The organism is Streptomyces sp. NPDC002773 (assembly GCF_040295605.1).
Taxonomy (GTDB): Bacteria; Actinomycetota; Actinomycetes; order Streptomycetales; family Streptomycetaceae; genus Streptomyces.
Map to the genome: position 1 here is coordinate 39949 of NZ_JBEOVO010000014.1, position 17461 is coordinate 57409.

17 protein-coding genes and 1 pseudogene are annotated in these 17461 nt (G+C 71.2%); 10 read left to right on the forward strand and 8 right to left on the reverse strand.

The features are described 5' to 3' along the window. The first annotated feature begins 2 nt into the window (after window positions 1–2). From resB to ABT034_RS18715, 3 genes are read left to right on the forward strand one after another with little or no spacing between them, the layout of a single operon-like run. Complete coding sequence (gene resB, locus ABT034_RS18705) at window positions 3–1739, forward strand: cytochrome c biogenesis protein ResB (RefSeq protein WP_351216441.1); 1737 nt, start codon at window positions 3–5, stop codon at window positions 1737–1739. Further along, on the forward strand, window positions 1736–2824 hold the full coding sequence (gene ccsB, locus ABT034_RS18710; RefSeq protein ID WP_351216443.1) for a c-type cytochrome biogenesis protein CcsB: 1089 nt from the start codon (window positions 1736–1738) through the stop codon (window positions 2822–2824). Before resB ends, ccsB begins: the two co-directional genes overlap by 4 nt. 38 nt (window positions 2825–2862) lie before the next feature. After that, the gene (locus tag ABT034_RS18715; protein WP_351216445.1) at window positions 2863–3402 is read left to right on the forward strand and encodes an SRPBCC domain-containing protein; all 540 of its coding nucleotides are present in this window, start codon (window positions 2863–2865) and stop codon (window positions 3400–3402) included. Between the two features lie 16 nt (window positions 3403–3418). Here the strand turns inward: ABT034_RS18715 and ABT034_RS18720 are convergent, their stop codons facing one another. From ABT034_RS18720 to ABT034_RS18740, 5 genes are all read right to left on the reverse strand, one after another. Further along, the gene (locus tag ABT034_RS18720) at window positions 3419–4915 is read right to left on the reverse strand and encodes an MFS transporter (RefSeq protein ID WP_351216447.1); all 1497 of its coding nucleotides are present in this window, start codon (window positions 4913–4915) and stop codon (window positions 3419–3421) included. Between the two features lie 178 nt (window positions 4916–5093). After that, window positions 5094–6638, reverse strand: a complete 1545-nt coding sequence (locus ABT034_RS18725; protein WP_351216449.1) for an ABC transporter substrate-binding protein — start codon at window positions 6636–6638, stop codon at window positions 5094–5096. Between the two features lie 55 nt (window positions 6639–6693). After that, window positions 6694–8790 (reverse strand): hypothetical protein, encoded by a 2097-nt coding sequence (locus ABT034_RS18730; protein ID WP_351216450.1) that lies wholly within the window; start codon window positions 8788–8790, stop codon window positions 6694–6696. Window positions 8791–8901: 111 nt separating this feature from the next. After that, window positions 8902–9813: an isopenicillin N synthase family dioxygenase gene (locus tag ABT034_RS18735; protein WP_351216452.1), complete on the reverse strand. Its 912-nt coding sequence runs from the start codon at window positions 9811–9813 to the stop codon at window positions 8902–8904. Further along, entirely contained in the window at window positions 9806–10258 is a 453-nt protein-coding gene (locus ABT034_RS18740; RefSeq protein ID WP_351216454.1) for a nucleoside deaminase, read from the reverse strand. Before ABT034_RS18740 ends, ABT034_RS18735 begins: the two co-directional genes overlap by 8 nt. 260 nt (window positions 10259–10518) lie before the next feature. On the opposite strand from ABT034_RS18740, the gene ABT034_RS18745 reads away from it, so the two are divergent. Genes ABT034_RS18745 through ABT034_RS18760 form a run of 4 tightly spaced genes read left to right on the forward strand, consistent with a single transcriptional unit; the run spans window position 10519 to window position 11927 of the window. After that, window positions 10519–11013: a suppressor of fused domain protein gene (locus ABT034_RS18745; RefSeq protein ID WP_351216456.1), complete on the forward strand. Its 495-nt coding sequence runs from the start codon at window positions 10519–10521 to the stop codon at window positions 11011–11013. A gap of 41 nt (window positions 11014–11054) precedes the next feature. Further along, entirely contained in the window at window positions 11055–11225 is a 171-nt protein-coding gene (locus ABT034_RS18750; RefSeq protein ID WP_351216458.1) for a hypothetical protein, read from the forward strand. After that, the gene (locus ABT034_RS18755; protein WP_351216460.1) at window positions 11209–11436 is read left to right on the forward strand and encodes a matrixin family metalloprotease; all 228 of its coding nucleotides are present in this window, start codon (window positions 11209–11211) and stop codon (window positions 11434–11436) included. Before ABT034_RS18750 ends, ABT034_RS18755 begins: the two co-directional genes overlap by 17 nt. Window positions 11437–11438: 2 nt before the next feature. After that, window positions 11439–11927, forward strand: a complete 489-nt coding sequence (locus tag ABT034_RS18760; protein WP_351216462.1) for a hypothetical protein — start codon at window positions 11439–11441, stop codon at window positions 11925–11927. A 38-nt stretch (window positions 11928–11965) separates the two neighbouring features. Here the strand turns inward: ABT034_RS18760 and ABT034_RS18765 are convergent, their stop codons facing one another. Further along, window positions 11966–12592: a flavodoxin family protein gene (locus ABT034_RS18765; RefSeq protein ID WP_351216465.1), complete on the reverse strand. Its 627-nt coding sequence runs from the start codon at window positions 12590–12592 to the stop codon at window positions 11966–11968. A 159-nt stretch (window positions 12593–12751) separates the two neighbouring features. Between ABT034_RS18765 and ABT034_RS18770 the strand changes: the two genes are divergently transcribed. Continuing rightward, window positions 12752–13759 (forward strand): DMT family transporter, encoded by a 1008-nt coding sequence (locus ABT034_RS18770; protein WP_351216467.1) that lies wholly within the window; start codon window positions 12752–12754, stop codon window positions 13757–13759. Here ABT034_RS18770 and ABT034_RS18775 read toward each other — a convergent pair. Both ABT034_RS18775 and ABT034_RS18780 read right to left on the reverse strand, forming a co-directional pair. Next, window positions 13671–14546, reverse strand: a pseudogene (locus ABT034_RS18775) (LysR family transcriptional regulator); the annotation flags it as partial. The gene ABT034_RS18770 and the pseudogene ABT034_RS18775 sit on opposite strands and share 89 nt — an antisense overlap. Before the next feature lie 69 nt (window positions 14547–14615). Then, the gene (locus tag ABT034_RS18780; RefSeq protein WP_351216469.1) at window positions 14616–15008 is read right to left on the reverse strand and encodes a PLD nuclease N-terminal domain-containing protein; all 393 of its coding nucleotides are present in this window, start codon (window positions 15006–15008) and stop codon (window positions 14616–14618) included. Between the two features lie 89 nt (window positions 15009–15097). Between ABT034_RS18780 and ABT034_RS18785 the strand changes: the two genes are divergently transcribed. Both ABT034_RS18785 and mqnP read left to right on the forward strand, forming a co-directional pair. Further along, complete coding sequence (locus ABT034_RS18785; RefSeq protein ID WP_351216471.1) at window positions 15098–16555, forward strand: menaquinone biosynthesis decarboxylase; 1458 nt, start codon at window positions 15098–15100, stop codon at window positions 16553–16555. Beyond that, a complete protein-coding gene (mqnP, locus tag ABT034_RS18790) occupies window positions 16552–17454 on the forward strand; it encodes a menaquinone biosynthesis prenyltransferase MqnP (protein ID WP_351216473.1) in 903 nt (300 codons plus the stop codon). The genes ABT034_RS18785 and mqnP overlap by 4 nt, the downstream gene beginning before the upstream one ends. Window positions 17455–17461: the final 7 nt, after the last annotated feature.

Genomic DNA, 17461 nt, shown 5'->3' on the forward strand with positions numbered 1-17461 from the left:
CCATGAGCAAGACCGATACGTCGGAGCAGCAGGAGAACGCTCCGGAGCAGCAGGAGAACCTCGGTGAGGCCGAGGCCGGGGCGCAGCTCTCCACCGCCCCCGTCGACGACCGCGGCGAGACGAGCGCCGTCGGCGGCCCCAGGCTCGGGGTCATCGGCTGGATCCGCTGGTTCTGGCGGCAGCTGACCTCCATGCGGGTCGCCCTCATCCTGCTCTTCCTGCTCTCCCTGGGCGCCGTCCCCGGCTCCCTCATCCCGCAGACCAGCGTGGACGAGCTCAAGGTGCAGGCCTTCAAGGACGCCCACACCACCCTCACCCCGCTCTACGAGAAGCTCCAGCTCTTCGACGTCTACAGCTCGGTGTGGTTCTCCGCGATCTACATACTGCTGTTCGTCTCCCTCATCGGCTGCATCGTGCCGCGCAGCTGGCAGTTCGTCGGCCAGCTCCGCAGCCGCCCGCCGGCCGCCCCCCGGCGCCTCGACCGGCTCCCCGCGTACACGACCTGGCGCACCACGGCCGAGCCCGAGCAGGTCCGCGAGGCCGCGCTGGGCGTACTCAAGGGCCGCCGCTTCCGCGCCCACACGGCCGGTGACGCGATCGCGTCCGAGAAGGGCTACCTCCGCGAGGCCGGGAACCTGGTCTTCCACATCGCTCTGATCGTGATGCTCTCCGCCTTCGCCTGGGGCCAGCTCTTCAAGTCCGAGGGCGGCAAGCTCGTCATCGAGGGCGACGGCTTCTCCAACACGCTCACCCAGTACGACGACTTCAAGTCCGGCTCCCAGTTCGGCACCGACGAGCTGGAGCCGTTCAGCTTCACCCTCGACTCCTTCAGCGGTACGTACGAGCAGCGCGGCCCGCAGCGCGGCACCCCGCGCACGTTCGAGGCGGCCGTCTCGTACTCCGAAGGCGGCGGCAAGGACAAGAAGGCCGTCATCCGCGTCAACGAGCCGCTCAAGGTCGGCGACTCGAAGGTCTTCCTCATCGCCCACGGCTACGCGCCCGTCGTCACCGTCAAGGACGGCCGCGGCAAGGTCGTCTTCCACGGCGCCGTACCGCTGCTGCCCATCGACAACAACGTCACGTCCACCGGCGCCATCAAGGTCATGGACGGCTACCGCGACAAGAACGGCAAGAAGGAACAGCTGGGCTTCAACGCCTTCTTCGTGCCGACCTTTGCCGGCGCCGGCCAGGGCAACATGTTCTCGCAGTTCCCTGCGCTCGACTTCCCCGTCATGGCGCTCACCGGCTACCACGGCGACCTGCGCGTGAACTCCGGTCTCCCGCAGAACGTGTACCAGCTGGACACCTCCAAGATGACCCAGTTCAAGGTCGACAAGGGCACCGGCGTCGCCCAGCGGATGCGGCCCGGCGAGACGATGACACTGCCCGACGGCGCCGGCTCGATCACCTTCGAGAAGGACATCAAGGAGTGGGCGAGCTTCCAGATCTCGCAGCAGCCGGGCAACGGCCTCGCGCTCGTCGGCGCGGCCGCCGCCATCGCCGGTCTGAGCGGCTCGCTGTTCATCCAGCGGCGCCGGGTCTGGGTCAGGGCCGTACGGGGGGAGGACGGCGTCACCGTCGTCGAGATGGCGGGGCTCGGCCGCAGCGAGTCGGCCAGGCTCCCCGAGGAGCTGGCCGACCTCGCGGTCACGCTCACCGCGCAGGCGCCACCCGCGCCGGAACCCGCAGTAGACGCTGTGGACGAACCTGCCGAAGAGGCTGAAGGGGCCGAGAAGTGATCCTCGCCGCCACGACCAACGAGAGCCTGGCGCAGATGAGCAACACGCTCATCTACTCCTCGATGTCCGTCTACACGCTGGCCTTCCTGGCCCATATCGCCGAGTGGGTGTTCGGCTCCCGGAGCAAGGTCGGCCGTACCGCCGCCGCCCTCACCGCGACGAAGGCCCCGACCGCCGCCTCCGCCGTGACCGTCCAGGTCAAGCAGGCCGGCGGCGCCACCGCCGTCCTCGACAAGCCGACGGTCGTCACCCGTTCCGCGTCCGGCACGCGGGACGTGCCCGACGGCCCCGGCGCGGCCGGCGGCACGGTCAAGGGCGACCTGTACGGCCGTATCGCCGTCTCGCTCACCGTCCTCGCTTTCGCGATCGAGGCGGCGGGCGTGATCGCCCGCGCGGTCGCCGTGCAGCGTGCCCCCTGGGGCAACATGTACGAGTTCTCCACCACCTTCTCCACGGTGGCGGTCGGCGTGTACGTGGCCTTCCTCGTCGCGAAGAAGAACGTGCGCTGGATCGGCCTGCCCCTGGTCACCACGGTCCTCCTCGACCTGGGCGTCGCCACGACCGTGCTCTACACCGAGAGCGACCAGCTGGTTCCCGCGCTCGACTCGTACTGGATGTGGATCCACGTCTCGACCGCGATCTTCTGCGGCTCGGTCCTCTACCTCGGGGCCGTCGCCACCCTGCTCTACCTCTTCCGCGACTCGTACGAGAACAAGCTCGCGAACGGCGGCAAGCCCGGCGCCTTCGCCCGCTCGGTCCTGGAGCGGCTGCCCGCCGCCGCGACCCTCGACAAGTTCGCGTACCGGATCAACGCGGCGACCTTCCCGCTCTGGACCTTCACGATCATCGCGGGCGCGATCTGGGCCGGCGACGCGTGGGGCCGCTACTGGGGCTGGGACGCCAAGGAGGTCTGGGCGTTCATCACCTGGGTCGGTTACGCGGCCTACCTGCACGCGCGCGCGACGGCCGGCTGGAAGGGCCGCAAGGCCGCGTACATCGCGCTCGTCGCCTTCGCCTGCTTCCTGTTCAACTATTACGGCGTCAACATCTTCGTGAACAGCATGCACTCGTACGCGGGCGTCTGAGCTGGCAGCGGACCTGTCCCGGGGCCACGCTTGAGGGTATGAGCGAGATACCCCGGGGCAGGAGCGAGACCCACGACGGCGACACGCACCTGCTGCGGTTCGCCGTCGAGCTGCCGCACCCCGTACCGGCGGTGTGGACGGCCGTCGCCTCGCCCGAGGGCCTGGCCGGCTGGTTGTGCGCGGTGGACCCGCTGGAACCGCGGCTCGGCGGCCGGATCACCCTCCATCGGCTGACCAGCGGCGACACCGAGGACGCGGGGCGGGTGACCGCCTGGGACCCCGAGCGCGTGGCCGAGTACACGGTCGATCCGACGCACGGCCGGATCCGGTTCCGGCTGGAGCCCGGGCCCGCGCCCGGTGGCGGCGGCTCGACCGTGCTCCGCTTCACCAACGAACTCCGGGGGCCGCCGGAGCACCGCCTCGACCGCCTCGCGGCCTGGCACGACCACTTCGAGTGGCTCGGCCGCGCCCTCGACGGCCACCCCGTCGACTGGCGGGAGCGGACGTCCGAGCGGTGGCGGCACCTCCGGGAGCTGTACGCCCGGGAGGCCGCCACCTGGCCGAAGTGGGAGCCCTGATCCCGCCGGACCCGTCCTAGTCGCTTCCCTGCTTCGCCACCGACAGCGGTTCCGCGATGTCCTCAAGGGAGCGCCGCTCCGCGTTCACCGCCAGGAACGCCGCCACGATCCCGGCGGCGCACATCAGCCCGGCGCCGATCTGGAACGCGAGGACCGTCTCGCCGACCACACCCGACTCGGTGAGCTCGGCGAAGACCAGCGGGCCGCTGATCCCGCCCGCGGCGGTGCCGACGGCGTAGAAGAAGGCGATGGCCATCGCCCGGGTCTCCATCGGGAAGATCTCGGAGACCGTCAGGTACGCGCTCGACGCCCCGGTCGACGCGAAGAACAGCACCACGCACCAGCACGCCGTCAGGGTCGTCGCCGTCAGCGAACCCCGGTCGAAGAGCCACGCCGTCCCGAACAGGAGCAGGCCCGAAAGCACGTACGTCGAGGAGATCATGATCCGGCGGCCGACGGTGTCGAAGAGTCGGCCGAGCAGCAGCGGGCCGACGAAGTTGCCCGCCGCGATGACGGCGAAGTAGTAGCCGGTGTTCCCGGTCGGCACGTCGAAGAACGTGGTGAGGATGGCGCCGAAGCCGAAGGTGATGGCGTTGTAGAGGAACGCCTGGCCGATGAAGAGCGACAGGCTGAGGACCGCGCGGCGCGGATAGCGGGCGAAGACCGTCCGGGCGATCATCCCGAAGCCGATGCTCTTGCGCTGGTGGATCGTGATCTCGCCGGCCGGCGGCGGCAGGGCCTCGCCCTTCTCCCGCTCGATCTCCTTCTCGACCGACGACACCAGCTCCTCCGCGGCCTCTCCCCGGCCGTGGATGAACTGCCAGCGTGGACTCTCGGGAACGTGTCGGCGGACGAGCAGGATGACGAGGCCGAGGACGACGCCGAGGGCGAAGCTGAGCCGCCAGCCGAGGTCCTTCGGGAAGATGTCCGTGTCCAGCATGACGATCGAGAGCAGCGCGCCGCCGATGGCGCCCAGCCAGTAGCTGCCGTTGATGATGAGGTCGACCCGGCCCCGGTAGAGGGACGGGATCAGCTCGTCGATCGCCGAGTTGATGGCCGCGTACTCGCCGCCGATGCCGAAGCCGGTGAGGAAGCGGAAGAGGAAGAACCACCAGGACTCGAAGGACAGCGCCGTCATCGCCGTCGCGCCCAGATAGACGGCGAGGGTGATCATGAAGAGTTTCCTGCGCCCGTACCGGTCGGTGAGCCAGCCGAAGAACAGCGCTCCCGTGCAGGCTCCCGCCACGTACAGGGCGGCGGCGATGCCGGTGACCTGCGCGGAGGTGATGGCGAGGCCGCTGCCCTCCTCCGCGAGGCGGCCGGCGACGTTGCCGACGATGGTGACCTCGAGGCCGTCGAGGATCCAGACGGTGCCGAGGCCGATCACGATCATCCAGTGCCACCGTGACCACGGCAGGCGGTCGAGGCGGGCCGGAACCGCCGTGGTGATGGTGCCCGTGCCCGTACCCGCGCCTGCCGCGGGTACGGGGGCCGGTGCCGAGTCGACTCCCATGGATCGCGCTCCCTTCGTCCCGTCATGCGGGCTGCCCACGTACCCCCGGGGCGTGTGGGTATGCGGGGGCGAGCCGCCGTCCCAGCTTCCGGGGAGCTGCCGGAGGCGACAACAGCTCCCCGGTTCCGCTCGGCCGTTCGGGGGCGGGGCGTACCGGAGGGAGGACGGGCGGGCAGGCTCAGCCGCGCTTCGGCGGCAGGCAGGAGAGCGAAGGCGGCCTGCCCTCCGGCCAGGCGATCTGGACGAAGCGCTGGGAGCCGTCCTGGGCCAGTTCCACGATCGGGACCGCCTTGTTGTACGGGTTTCCGTAGTTGTCGAGGCAGATCCAGCCGCTCGCGCCCTGGACCCTCAGCGACCCCTTGACCTGCGGCCACTGGGTCACCACGTCCGCGAGCTCGGGGTAGGGGGAGCCCTGCGGGGTGGCCTGGCGGATCGCGTGGACCGCCGTCGCCATCGCGTCGTACGCGACGATCGCCTGCCCGTCCGCGAGCGGCACCGGCTTCTTCGAGGCGCGGGCGATGTCCGTCAGGAACGTCGAGTACGCCACCACCGAACCGCCCGTCGACGGAATCTGCCGCCCCGGCGCGGGCCTCCAGGCGTCCGGGTGGGCGAGCGCCGCGTACCGCACCGTCAGTTTGGCCTTCAGGGCGTTGGGGTCGAGCTTCTCGTCCGCCCCCAGGTACGAGCCCTCGTCGCCGGTCAGGACGGTGAAGTGGCGGTCGACGCAGCCGCGCGCGCCGAGCGCGTTGATGAACTGCCGCAGTTGGGTGTGGCGGCCCGCGAAGAAGACCGTCTCGGCGCGGGTGTCGCAGATCAGATGGGTGATCTGCCGGAAGGTGTTGGCGGTGGTGCCCTCCTGGGTCGGGTCGGCGGGCGAGGTGAAGAGCGCGGGCTCGTGCGGGGCGCCCTTGAGGTTGGCGGCGAACGCGGCCTTGAGGGTGTCGGTGTAGTGGTCGCCGGTACGGGTGTCCTGGACGAGGAAGGCCTTGGCGGCGTCCACCTTGCCGAAGTGGGCGAGCGCCTTGGCCTCGTCGCCGTTGGTGGGGGAGACGCGGGCGAGACCGGGGTAGCGGTTGCCCGCGCCGGGGCCGTTGGCGATGTCGTCGGCGGTGATCGTGGTGCCGACGACGGCGATCCCGGCACCGGTGAGGGCGGTCACCGACTCGCGTATCGCGGTGGAGGAGGTGGCGACGCCGGAGACGGCCCGAAGCCGGTCGGGCGCGTCCGTCATGGCGATGAGCCGGTCGACGGTGGGACGCCAGTGGGCGTTGCCCTGGCCGGTGTTGGCGAGGACGAGCCGGATCTTCGGCGTCTCGCTGTTGGACTCGTGGTTGGCGCGGTACTGGTAGGCGTACGCGCCCTGGAGCTCGTGCAGCACCTTGCCGCGCATGCCGCTGTCGGTGGAGGTGAGCGGCAGGAGCACGGCGACGGTGACGTACTCGCCGGCCGTGACGAGCGTGTTCTCCGTGTGGATGGCCCTGGCGATCTCGTCGAGTTCGGCGTTGCCGAAGGAGTGGCCCTCGCCGTTGACGCCGACGCACTCGGAGCTGCCGGCGGGCCGGTCGACGCCCGGCGCGCAGGAACGGTCCTCCGGGGTGGTGAGCCGGCTGATCCCGTAGCCGCCGAGGCCGACGACGACGGCGGTGGTGACGACGGCGGCGACGAGCTTCTGGCGGGGGGTGCGGACGCGGCGCCGCAGCCGGTCGAGCGGTCGGTCGGGCATGGCGTCGGACTCCGTCCTCAGGGGGCGTCTTGGCGGTCGGGCCGGTCCTGGTCCGTCAGGCGGGGTCAGGGAGCCCCTCGCGGCCCGGTGGCAGCGAGAGGTCCCGCCAGGCGCGGATGTCGCGCGGCCAGTGGGTGGCGGCGTCCCAGAGGGCGCCGCTGCCCGTCAGATGACGGCCGGAGAGCCGGCGCAGTTCGTGCGCGAGACGGTCGGCCACCTCGTCGTCGGGCAGGGCGAGCGGGTCGGTGAGCAGCCATACAGCGTGCAGCAACCGCCGTACGGACAGGTGGAGTTCGGTGGAGTCGGCGTCGAGGCCGGGCGGCAGGGCGACGTCCGCCGGGGGCTCTCCTCGCAGTCCCTGGCCCAGGGCGACGGCCCGGCGCGGGTCCGGCCCGGTCCGGTTCCGCTCCCGGGGGCAGGGCGCGGACCCGATGAACCGCAGCCGCCCCAGCCAGCCGACGACGTCCTGCTCGGGGAAGGTCTCCCGCAGATGCGTGACGGCCTCCTCGGTGCGGCCGAGGGCGAGATCGTGATGGAGCCGGTACGGGCCGGGCTCGGGCCCGTAGTGCCGGTGCAGGGTCTCGTGGACGGCGTGCCAGGCGGCGTACCGCGGATGGTCGCCGTCCTCGAAGCGCAGCCGGTGCAGGAGCAGCGCGCGCAGCAGCGGGTCGGCGACGAAATGCCCCGAGCCCGGTTCGGATGCGACCCAGTCCTCGGAACGCAGCTGGTCGCGGACGCGCAGCGCCACGTCCCCGTCCAGGGACTCGCCCTGGAGCCGGGCGTGGGCGAGCATCCGGGCGGACTCCTCGTCGTGGGCGGCGGCGAGCACCGCGTACGGTCCGGGTCGCCGTACGGGGAGGAGTTCGGCGAGCAGGGTGGGGGCGACGGGCACCGGCGGGGTGTCCTCGCGCAGCTCCACGGTCAGGTCGAGCAGCCCGCCGGGGGTGAGTCCGGCCCGCAGGTGCTCGGGGGCCTCGCCGGCGGCCCGGCCGAGGAGCGCGACGCCGAGCGGGCGGCCGCCGGTCAACCGGTGCACGGCGCGGGCGAGTTCGGGGGGCGTCCGCCCGGCCGGGTCGTACCGGTCGAACGCGGATCGGGTCTGCGCGGGGGAGAGCGGCGTCAGTTCGACGGCGAGGATGCCGGAGCCGACGCTCGTGCCGCGTGGGCAGGGCGCCCGGTGCGCGGTCTCCGGCAGCCGGGTCCGGGTGGCGTGCCGGAGCCCCTCGTGCTCGCGGACCCGGGAGGTGGCGAGGACGACGACCCGGTCGCGGCGGCCGTCGGCACGGGCGCGCAGAATCGGTTCGACGAGCTGCCGGCCGAGCGGCTCGTGGGCGTTGTCGAGGAGGACGAGCGGGCGGCCGATACGGCTGCCGCGCCGCAGCCCGGTGTAGGCGTGCAGCAGGTCCTCGGTCAGGGCGCCGACGAGGAAGTCCTGGGCCTCGCGGCGGCGCCGGCCGACCTGCTCGAAGTCGATCGCGAGCTGCTGGAGACCGGCCTTGCCGTGCCCGCCGGCGTTGCGGTAACTGCCGTACCAGTTCTCCGAGGTGCGCTGGAGACGCCCGAAGACCTCCTCCAGGACCGTCTCGACGGTCGCCTCGGCGAGCAGCCCGGCGAGCGGGACGGTGGCCTCCGCGAACCGCGCGGCGAGCTTGGCGAGGACCTTGCCGACCCAGTTCGCGGCGGCGCCCCTGGTCGCGTCGACGGTGGCGAGCAGCGGCCCGAGCCGCAGCAGGTCGCGCCGGGCCCGCTCGTCGTCCTCCTGGGACCAGCCGAGCGAGGCGACGGCCACCAGACCGAGCGAGAGCCGGGGGAACCGGACGGGCCGGGCGCCGAGCACCCCCGGCGACAGCTGCACGGCGAGCTCGGCGAGCGCCCCGGTGACCGGCGTCCAGCCGGGGCCGTGGTCGGCGGGCGGCTCGATGTGCGCGCAGTCGACGAGCGCGAGCGGCGTGTACCCCTTGTAGCGGTTGCGGACCTCCTTGAGTAGGGCGGTCTTGCCCGTACCGCGTCCGCCGGTGAAGACGGTGACCGGCGGGTCGTCGCCGTGCTCGTACGGCACCCGGGCGGCGCCGTGCCGCGTGAGGCCGCTGAGACGCGCGACCAGCCCGGCCTCGTGCAGGACCGCCTCGCGGCCGTACAGCTCCCTGTCCACGCCCCGCCACCCCCGTCACAGTCAACCCAATGATATCGACGGCGTGTTGGGAAGGAGGTGACCTTTTCGACACTGCTTTCGAGTCGTTGTACGGGCGTTGCGGAGGTGTTGTCACTCCGTGGTGGCGATGGCGTCGAGCTGGGCCCGCAGGTATCCGTGCGACTCGATGCCGTGGATGGTCGTCCCGGGGGTGCACTCGTAGAAGTACACCAGTGACATCAGCTCCTCCGTCGGTACGTCGGCGGGCGGCGGCAGCACCCGATGCCGCCCCGAACGCCACCGTCCGCCGGTCCAACCCGCCATCAGATCACCGATGTTGACGGTGAACGCGGCGGGGTCGTACGGAGCGTCCTGCCAGCCGCCGGCGTCGGTGAAGACCTGGAGCCCGCCCTTGCCCGCCTCCCGGTCCAGGAGGGTGACCGTGCCGAAGTCCGTGTGCGGGCCGATCCGGAACTGGCCCGGCTCGGGGTCGCCGGTCCGCTCGCGCCCCGGGTACCAGTTGATGTTGAAGCCGAAGGTGGGGTGGCCGGTGTGGCGGGTGAAGAAGTCGGCCTCCTCGCCGAGCGCGACCCCGAGGAGATCGAGCACCCGGTCCGAGAGCGCCTTCATCTGCGCGAGGTAGGTCTCCACCAGCGGCCTCAACTCGGGGACCTCGGCAGGCCAGGTGTTTGATAGGAACCACTCGGCGTCCACGACCGGGTCCCCGGTCGGCTCGTCCGCCGCGAAGGAGAGCGACTCCTTCAGGTCGGGCGGGGTCGCCGTACCCTCCGCGTGCCCGTTGGCCTCGGCGCCGGGCCCGAGCCACCCGCGCCCACCGACCCGCACGGCGTACGGCTCCTTGACGGCGGCCGGCAGGTGGAAGAAGGCGCGGGCCGTCCCCCGGATGGCGGCACGCAGACCGGGGTCGACCCCGTGCCCGGTGACGAGCAGGAACCCGGCGTCGCGCAGGGCGCGGTCGACGGCGGGGAGCTGGGGGCCGGGGTCGAGACGAAGGTCGATGGTGGGAAGGCGGGCTTCACTCATCGCCGATGTCCTCATTCCAGAGGGCGGGGTTGAGCTGGATGAACTCCCGCATGAGAGCAGCACATTCGGGGTCGTCGAGCACCACGACCTCCACCCCGTGCTCCGCCAGCCAGTCGTGCCCGCCGTGGAAGGTCTCAGCCTCCCCGACGACCACCCGCGAGATCCCGAACTGCCGGACGAGCCCGGAGCAGTACCAGCACGGCGAGAGGGTCGTCACCATCGTCGTCCCCCGGTACGAGCGCTGCCGCCCCGCCGCCCGGAAGGCATCGGTCTCCGCGTGCGCGGACGGGTCCCCGTCCTGCACGCGCCGATTGCGCCCGCGCCCGAGCAGCGCGCCGTCGGCCCCGTAGAGCGCGGCCCCGATGGGAACACCGCCCTCGGCGAGCCCGGCCCGGGCTTCGTCGAGGGCGGTGGCGAGCCAGCGCCGTGATTGTTCCTGATCCATGCGGGGATCTCTTCCCCGGCGGCACGGGTACATCACGCCTGCTCGCCCGTCGCGCGTGGCGAAGCGCAACGGTCTCGACGGTCGGGGAGGGCGAGGCTCCGGCTGGATACGCAGGCCGGGGGGTTGGGGGCGGCCCCGTTCCGGTGAGCTGCGGAGACCCCTGGCACCATGGCCGGATGCCGGAAAACACAGCACGCACTGCTCTCCTCGATCACCTCCGTCGGACGCTCCCGGGCCGTGTCATCGACGAGGTCCCAGGTGTGGACGGGCCCATCGAGGATCGCGTGCCCGGCTTCCGGGTGTTCCGGATCCATCCCGCGCATCCAGGCGGCTGGTGGCTGTACGTGACGTCGGGCTGTTGGGAGGCGACCCAGCACGACGGCCATGGCACGGAGTTCTTCCTCGCGGCACCGCGCGACGAATGGATCAACCTGGAGAGCGTCACGGTCAACGCGTACTACCACTGCGGACCGGAACACCAGCGACTCGACGTAGGACACACCGTCCCCATCGGCCGCCCGTGGCTCGACGACTCCGACTGCGACCACTACCTGGTGAGCCTGCCGTACCCCTTCGGACCCGACTTCGAGGTCTGCGAGTGGGAAGGGGGAGCGCATGCCCGGATCCTGTGGCTGCTGCCGATCACCGCAGCGGAAAAGGACTTCCGCCGGGAGAGGGGCCTCGAAGCACTCGAAGTCCGCTTCGACGAGCACGCGATCGACCCCGTCGACCCCAAGCGGGCCTCGGTGGCCTGAGGCGGGCGGGCGGAGACCGGGGCACCCCCTTGGAGGACATGGTGACGACACAGCCTGGCCACACCGGAGAGCTCATCCCGCGCCCCGAGCAGATTCCCTCCGCACTGCGGGCAGCGCTCGCGGTCGTCGCCCCCGAACGGCTGTCCGAGATGGACGCCGGCCAGCGCGCCGCCGTGACGGAGGCCATCGAACAGAGTGGCGATCAGGGCTGACGGGGCTACGAGCTACGCCGATCTGGAATGGAGGGACGCCAACAGCACCGCGGCCCACGAGCTGGGCCACGCGCTCGGGTTCTGCCACAAGGACTACGGGACCGGGATGTACCCCTCGGTGATGTGGGCGGAGTACGACAGCATCGCGGGAAAGAAGATCAGCGGCCCGACCACGAACGACATCACGGCGTATCACGCACTGTGGGGATGATCATGAGCAGGAAGACGATGGCACTCGTGGCGGGCGCGGTGGTCGCCGGGGTGCTGGCGGCGGGCGGCTGGGCCGGTTACCGGCACCTGGAGGGGCAGGTCGCGCCGGGCGAGGTCCTGCGGGGGTACGACGCCACCACCCCGGCGGGCGTGGCGCCGCACTCCGAGGACATCTTCACCGGGCGCGTGAAGGCGTTCGAGGAACAGCGGGACCTTCAGAGCTGGACCTCGGACATCTACCGGGTCGAGGTGACCTCGGTGCTCCGCGGGGACGTGCGGGGCACGGTGCGTGTCACGTACGCCCCGGAGTACGAGCCCAGGCCCCGGCTGGCGGACGGCGAGACGTACGTCTTCGCGACTCGGACCTGGGAGGACAGCGTCATCCAGAACGGTCACGCGCAGATGTTCAAGGGCGACATGGAACCCGTGGACGACCAGCAACTGGCCGTGTGGAGGGAGGCGCTGACCCTCCTGGTGGAGCCGGGCCGGTAGCCGGGCGCCTCGGCCTGTTGAGGTGCCCGCCCCGCTCCTCACACGCCGACCCCCGCCTCCTCGTACGGGAAACGCGCCAGCGGGGGCTCGGTCTCGAAGAACGTCTTCGCCCGGCGCATCGCCGCCTCGTCGGCGCTGACCCGGCCCGGGCGGGAGCCCGTGCCCGTCAGGACTCCGCCGAAGCGCATCCGCAGGTACGCCGCCGAGTGGTTCAGGGTGGTCGCCAGGCCGTCCGCGACCGCGTGGTCGTCGTCCGCCATCGCCGCCACCCCCCACAGCGTCCCGCCCGCCATCCGCCGCTTGAAGTCCGAGTCGGGGACGTTCAGCCAGCCCGACCAGTAGTCGAGGTAGCGCTTGGTCTGGGCGGAGAGGGTGTACCAGTACAGGGGCGACGCTATGACGACGTCCGTCGCCTCCAGTGTCGCCTGCCGCAGCATCTCCTCGTTCTCGTCGGCCGGCCAGCCCGTGGTCTCGTGCCGGCCGTCCTGGAAGTCGGGGAGCGCCAGCCGGTTCAGGTCCACCCAGCGCTGCGGGATGTCGGCGGGCAGTTGCGCCGCGGCGGCGCGGGCCAGGATCTCGGTGTTGCCGTCGGAGCGCGAGCTGCCGAGGACGAAGAGGAACGAGCGGTCCGGGCGGGACGAGCCACCTGCGGTGTCGAGGGTCATGTCTGCTGCTCCGGTGTCGGGGGTGCCTCCTGCTTCGGGGCCAACTCCCTCTCCCGTGCTCGTATTCCGGGCCCCCATCGGCCGCGCCGATCGGCCCCATCGGTAGCGGTGTCCACTGGCTCGTGGACCGGTTCCGGGGCCGTCCGTAGCGTCGCCCCCATGAGAAACGAGACCAGGGGAACCATCGAACTCACCCTCGCCATGGTGCTCTCCGGCACCCTCGGCGTCTTCGTCGTCGAGTCCGGGGCTTCGCCGTTCGAGGTGGTGTTCTTCCGGTGCCTCTTCGGGGCCGCCGCGCTCGGGGCGTACAGCCTCCTCCGGGGGTTCTTCACCGGGCACGGGCTCACCGCGAAGAAGCTCGGACTCGCCGCGCTCGGCGGGGTGTTCATCGTCTTCAACTGGGTGTTCCTCTTCGAGGCGTACGAGGCCACCTCGATCTCCCTCGCCACCGTCGTCTACCACACCCAGCCCTTCTTCCTGGTGCTCCTCGGGGCGGTGTTCATGCGGGAGCGGATATCCGGCGGGAAGCTGGGGTGGCTCGCGCTCGCCTTCGTCGGGCTCGTGCTCGTCTCCGGCGTACGGCCCGGCGACACCGCCTCCCTCAAGGGGCTCGGGTTCGCGCTCGCCGCCGCCGTGCTCTACGCCCTCTCCACCTTCGTCACCAAGCGGATCACGGGCGTACGACCCCATCTGATCGCCCTCGTGCAGGTGCTCGTCGGGCTTCCGCTGCTGCTGCCCTTCGCCGACTTCGGCGCCGTCGGCGGGCTCGGGAGCGGATGGGCCTGGCTCGTCGGGCTCGGGCTGATCCACACCGGGCTGATGTACGTGCTCATGTACGCGGCCTACGCCAAGCTGCCGACCGCCAAGATCGCCGTCCTCGCCTTCACCTACCCGGCCGTCGCCATGGGCGTCGACTGGGCGGTGTACGGGCATCACATCGGGCTCGTCCAGGCCCTCGGCGTGCCCCTCATCGTGCTCGCCAGCCTCAGGGTCACCCTGTCGGGGTCGCGCTCGGGCTCCCGCTCGGACTCGGGGTCGCGCTCGGGCTCCCGCTCGGACTCGGGGTCGCGCTCGGGCTCTGCTCCCGCACCAGTCGCCTCGCCTGCTCCACGAACAGCCGGACATGTGCCGGAAGCTGCTTCCCCCGTCTCCACGCGAGCTGTGTGAAGAGGGTGAACGGGGCCTCCCAGGCCAGTTCCACCAGTGCCCCGGACGCCAGCTCCCCGGAGACGGCGACCCGGGGCAGCAGCGCGACCCCGAGGCCCGCCGCGACTCCCCGCTTGGTCGCCTCGATCGTGCCGAACTCCATGAACGGCGGCGCCCACTCCCGCAGCTCCGCCTCGAACAGGTCCCGGTACGGGCAGCCGGGCTCCGTGCCCACCAGCTGCGCCCCCGCCAGGTCCGCGGCCGTCAGGGCCGTACGTCCCACCAGGGCATGCCCCGGCCCGGCCACAAGGACCAGCGGCTCCGGCGCGAGGACCTCCGACTCCAGGCCCTCGTGCTCCGTGCCGGGCTCCATCAGGAAACCGACGTCGTACGTGCCCTGCCGCAGCGCCTGCCGGGTCTCGTCCCCGAGCGTGGGCCGCAGGGTGAGCCGCACCGCCGGGTAGCGGTGGTGGAAGTACTCCAGGAGCGGCGGCAGCCGGTAGGAGGTCAGCGACTCCATCGTGCCGACCGCGATCGTTCCCGAGGGGGCGCCGGCGTCGGCCACCGCCGTACGGGCCTCCTCCGCGAGGTCCGCCATGCGGCGGGCGTACGGGAGGAGGCGTTCGCCCGCGTCCGTGAGCCGGATGCGGCTGCCGAGCCGCTCGAACAGCTCCACGCCGAGCGAGGACTCCAGGGACCGGATCTGGCCGGTGACGCTGGACTGCGCGTAACCGAGCTCGGCGGCGGCCCGGGTGAAGGACAGGACCGCCGCGACCTTCTCGAAGGTGGCGAGGAGCCGCAGCTCCATCAGCCCTCCCGCCCCTCGCCGAACTCCGGTGCCATCAGCTCTCCCGCTCCCCGCCGCGCTCCGGGACCCTCAGCCCTCGGCGCCCTTGTCGCCGTCCTGCTCGCGCTTCTTCAGCTCCTCCTCGCGGCGGCGCAGGTCCGCCTCCCAGTCCTTGAGGACGGCCTCGTCCTTCTCGTTCTCGTCCTTCAGGGACTTCAGGAACTCGGGGTTGTCGTCGGGGGCGACCCACTCGGTGCGGTGGTTGCGGTGCCACTCGGAGGGCGTACGGCCTCCGGCGGGCGCGCGGCGCATCTTGCCGGCGGCGAACCAGACGATCGGGCCGACGATCCAGAACAGCAGGATGATGATGACCCAGACGACCTTCGGCAGGTGCTTGGCCTCGTCCTCGGGGGTGTTCAGACAGTCGATGAAGGCGTAGATCGTCAGCGCCAGCGGCAGGATGTACATCAGTGCCCTGAGCATGTGGTGCAGCCCCCTGGATGCGGTGACGGGGTTCGTTTCGAAGGCCCCGGTGACAGGTCAAGCCTAGCCGGTGACCGATACTTGCCCCTATGGCTTACGACGATCTCCGCTCGCTGCTCAGGGCCCTCGAGCGCGAAGGCGACCTCAAGCGCATCAAGGCCGAAGTCGACCCGTACCTGGAGGTCGGGGAGATCGTCGACCGGGTGAACAAGGCGGGAGGCCCGGCGCTTCTCTTCGAGAACGTCAAGGGCTCCTCGATGCCCCTCGCGATGAACGTCTTCGGGACGGACCGCCGGCTGCTCAAGGCCCTCGGCCTCAAGTCGTACGCCGAGATCAGCGAGAAGATCGGCGGCCTGCTCAAGCCCGAGCTCCCGCAGGGCTTCGTCGGCGTCCGCGAGGCCTTCGGCAAGCTGGGCTCGATGGTCCACGTGCCGCCGAAGAAGGTGAGGTCCGACGCGGCACCCGTGCAGGAGGTCGTCCTCACCGGAGACGACGTCGACCTCGACCTCCTCCCCGCGCTGTTCACCTGGCCGAAGGACGGCGGGTCCTTCTTCAACCTGGGGCTCACCCACACCAAGCACCCCGAGACCGGCGTGCGGAACCTGGGCCTCTACCGGCTCCAGCGGCACGACAAGCGCACCATCGGCATGCACTGGCAGATCCACAAGGACAGCCGCAACCACTACGCGGTCGCGGCGGAGCGGGGCGAGCGGCTGCCGGTCGCGATCGCCTTCGGCTGCCCGCCGGCCGTGACGTACGCCTCGACGGCCCCGCTGCCGGGCGACATCGACGAGTACCTCTTCGCCGGCTTCGTGCAGGGCAAGCGGGTCGAGATGGTCGACTGCAAGACCGTCCCGCTCCAGGTCCCGGCGAACGCCGAGGTCGTCGTCGAGGGCTGGCTGGAGCCGGGCGAGATGCTGCCGGAGGGGCCCTTCGGCGACCACACCGGCTTCTACACCCCGCAGGAACCCTTCCCCGCGCTGAAGATCGACTGCATCACGATGCGGAAGCGTCCGCTGCTCCAGTCGATCGTCGTCGGCCGGCCGCCGACCGAGGACGGTCCGCTCGGCCGTGCCACGGAGCGCTTCTTCCTGCCGCTCCTCAAGATCATCGTGCCGGACATCGTCGACTACCACCTGCCGGAGTCGGGCGGCTTCCACAACTGCGCGATCATCTCGATCGACAAGAAGTACCCGAAGCACGCGCAGAAGGTCATGCACGCCATCTGGGGCGCGCACATGATGTCGCTGACCAAGCTGATCGTGATCGTCGACAAGGACTGCGACGTCCACGACCTCCACGAGGTGTCCTGGCGGGCCCTCGGGAACACCGACTACGCCCGTGACCTCACGGTCGTCGAGGGCCCGGTCGACCATCTCGACCACGCCTCCTACCAGCAGTTCTGGGGCGGCAAGGCGGGTATCGACGCCACGAAGAAGCTCCCCGAGGAGGGCTACACCCGGGACGGCGGCTGGCCGGACATGGTCGAGTCGGACCCGGCGACGGCCGCCCTGGTGGACCGCCGCTGGAAGGAGTACGGCCTGTGACCACGGCCGCCGTACCCGGCGCCCAGCCGGGGCGTACGAAGGCGTTCCTGCGGCTCGTGATGATCGAGCACTCGGTCTTCGCGCTGCCCTTCGCCTACACCGCCTCCCTCACCGCGATGTTCCAGCTCGACCGGAACATCCACTGGTGGAAGCTCTTCCTCGTCACCGTCTGCATGGTGGGCCTGCGGACCTTCGCCATGGCCTGCAACCGGATCATCGACCGCGAGATCGACGCGCGTAATCCGCGCACCGCGAACCGCGAGCTGGTGACCGGCGCGGTGTCCGTGCGGTCGGCGTGGACCGGGGCCGGGATCGCCGTCGTCGTCTTCCTCGGCGCCGCCGCCCTCCTCAACCCGCTCTGTCTGGCGCTCGCGCCGCTCGCCGTCATCCCGATGGTCGTCTATCCGTACGGCAAGCGGTTCACGAACTTCCCGCACGCCATCCTGGGGCTCGCCCAGGCGATAGGGCCGATCGGCGCCTGGATCGCGGTGACCGGCGAGTGGTCCTGGGACGCGGTGATCCTGGGCCTCGCGGTGGGCGTCTGGATCGGCGGCTTCGACCTGATCTTCGCCTGCCAGGACGTGCAGGCGGACCGCGCCCACGGCGTGCTGTCCGTCCCGGCGCGCTTCGGCATCCCGGCCGCGCTGTGGGGCGCCCGCGCCTCCGCGGTCGTCACCACGGGCCTGCTCGTCTGGTACGCCCTGGCGACCGGCGCCGGCGTCTTCCTCTGGACCGGGCTCGTGATCGTGGCGGCTGCCTTCTGCTACGAGCACTCGATCGTGAAGCCGCACGACCTGTCCCGCCTGAACCGCGCGTTCTTCACGACGAACGGCTTCATCGGCATCACCCTCTTCGTGTGCGCCCTGCTGGATCTGCTGGTCCGCGGGCTCACCCCGTAGCCCGGGC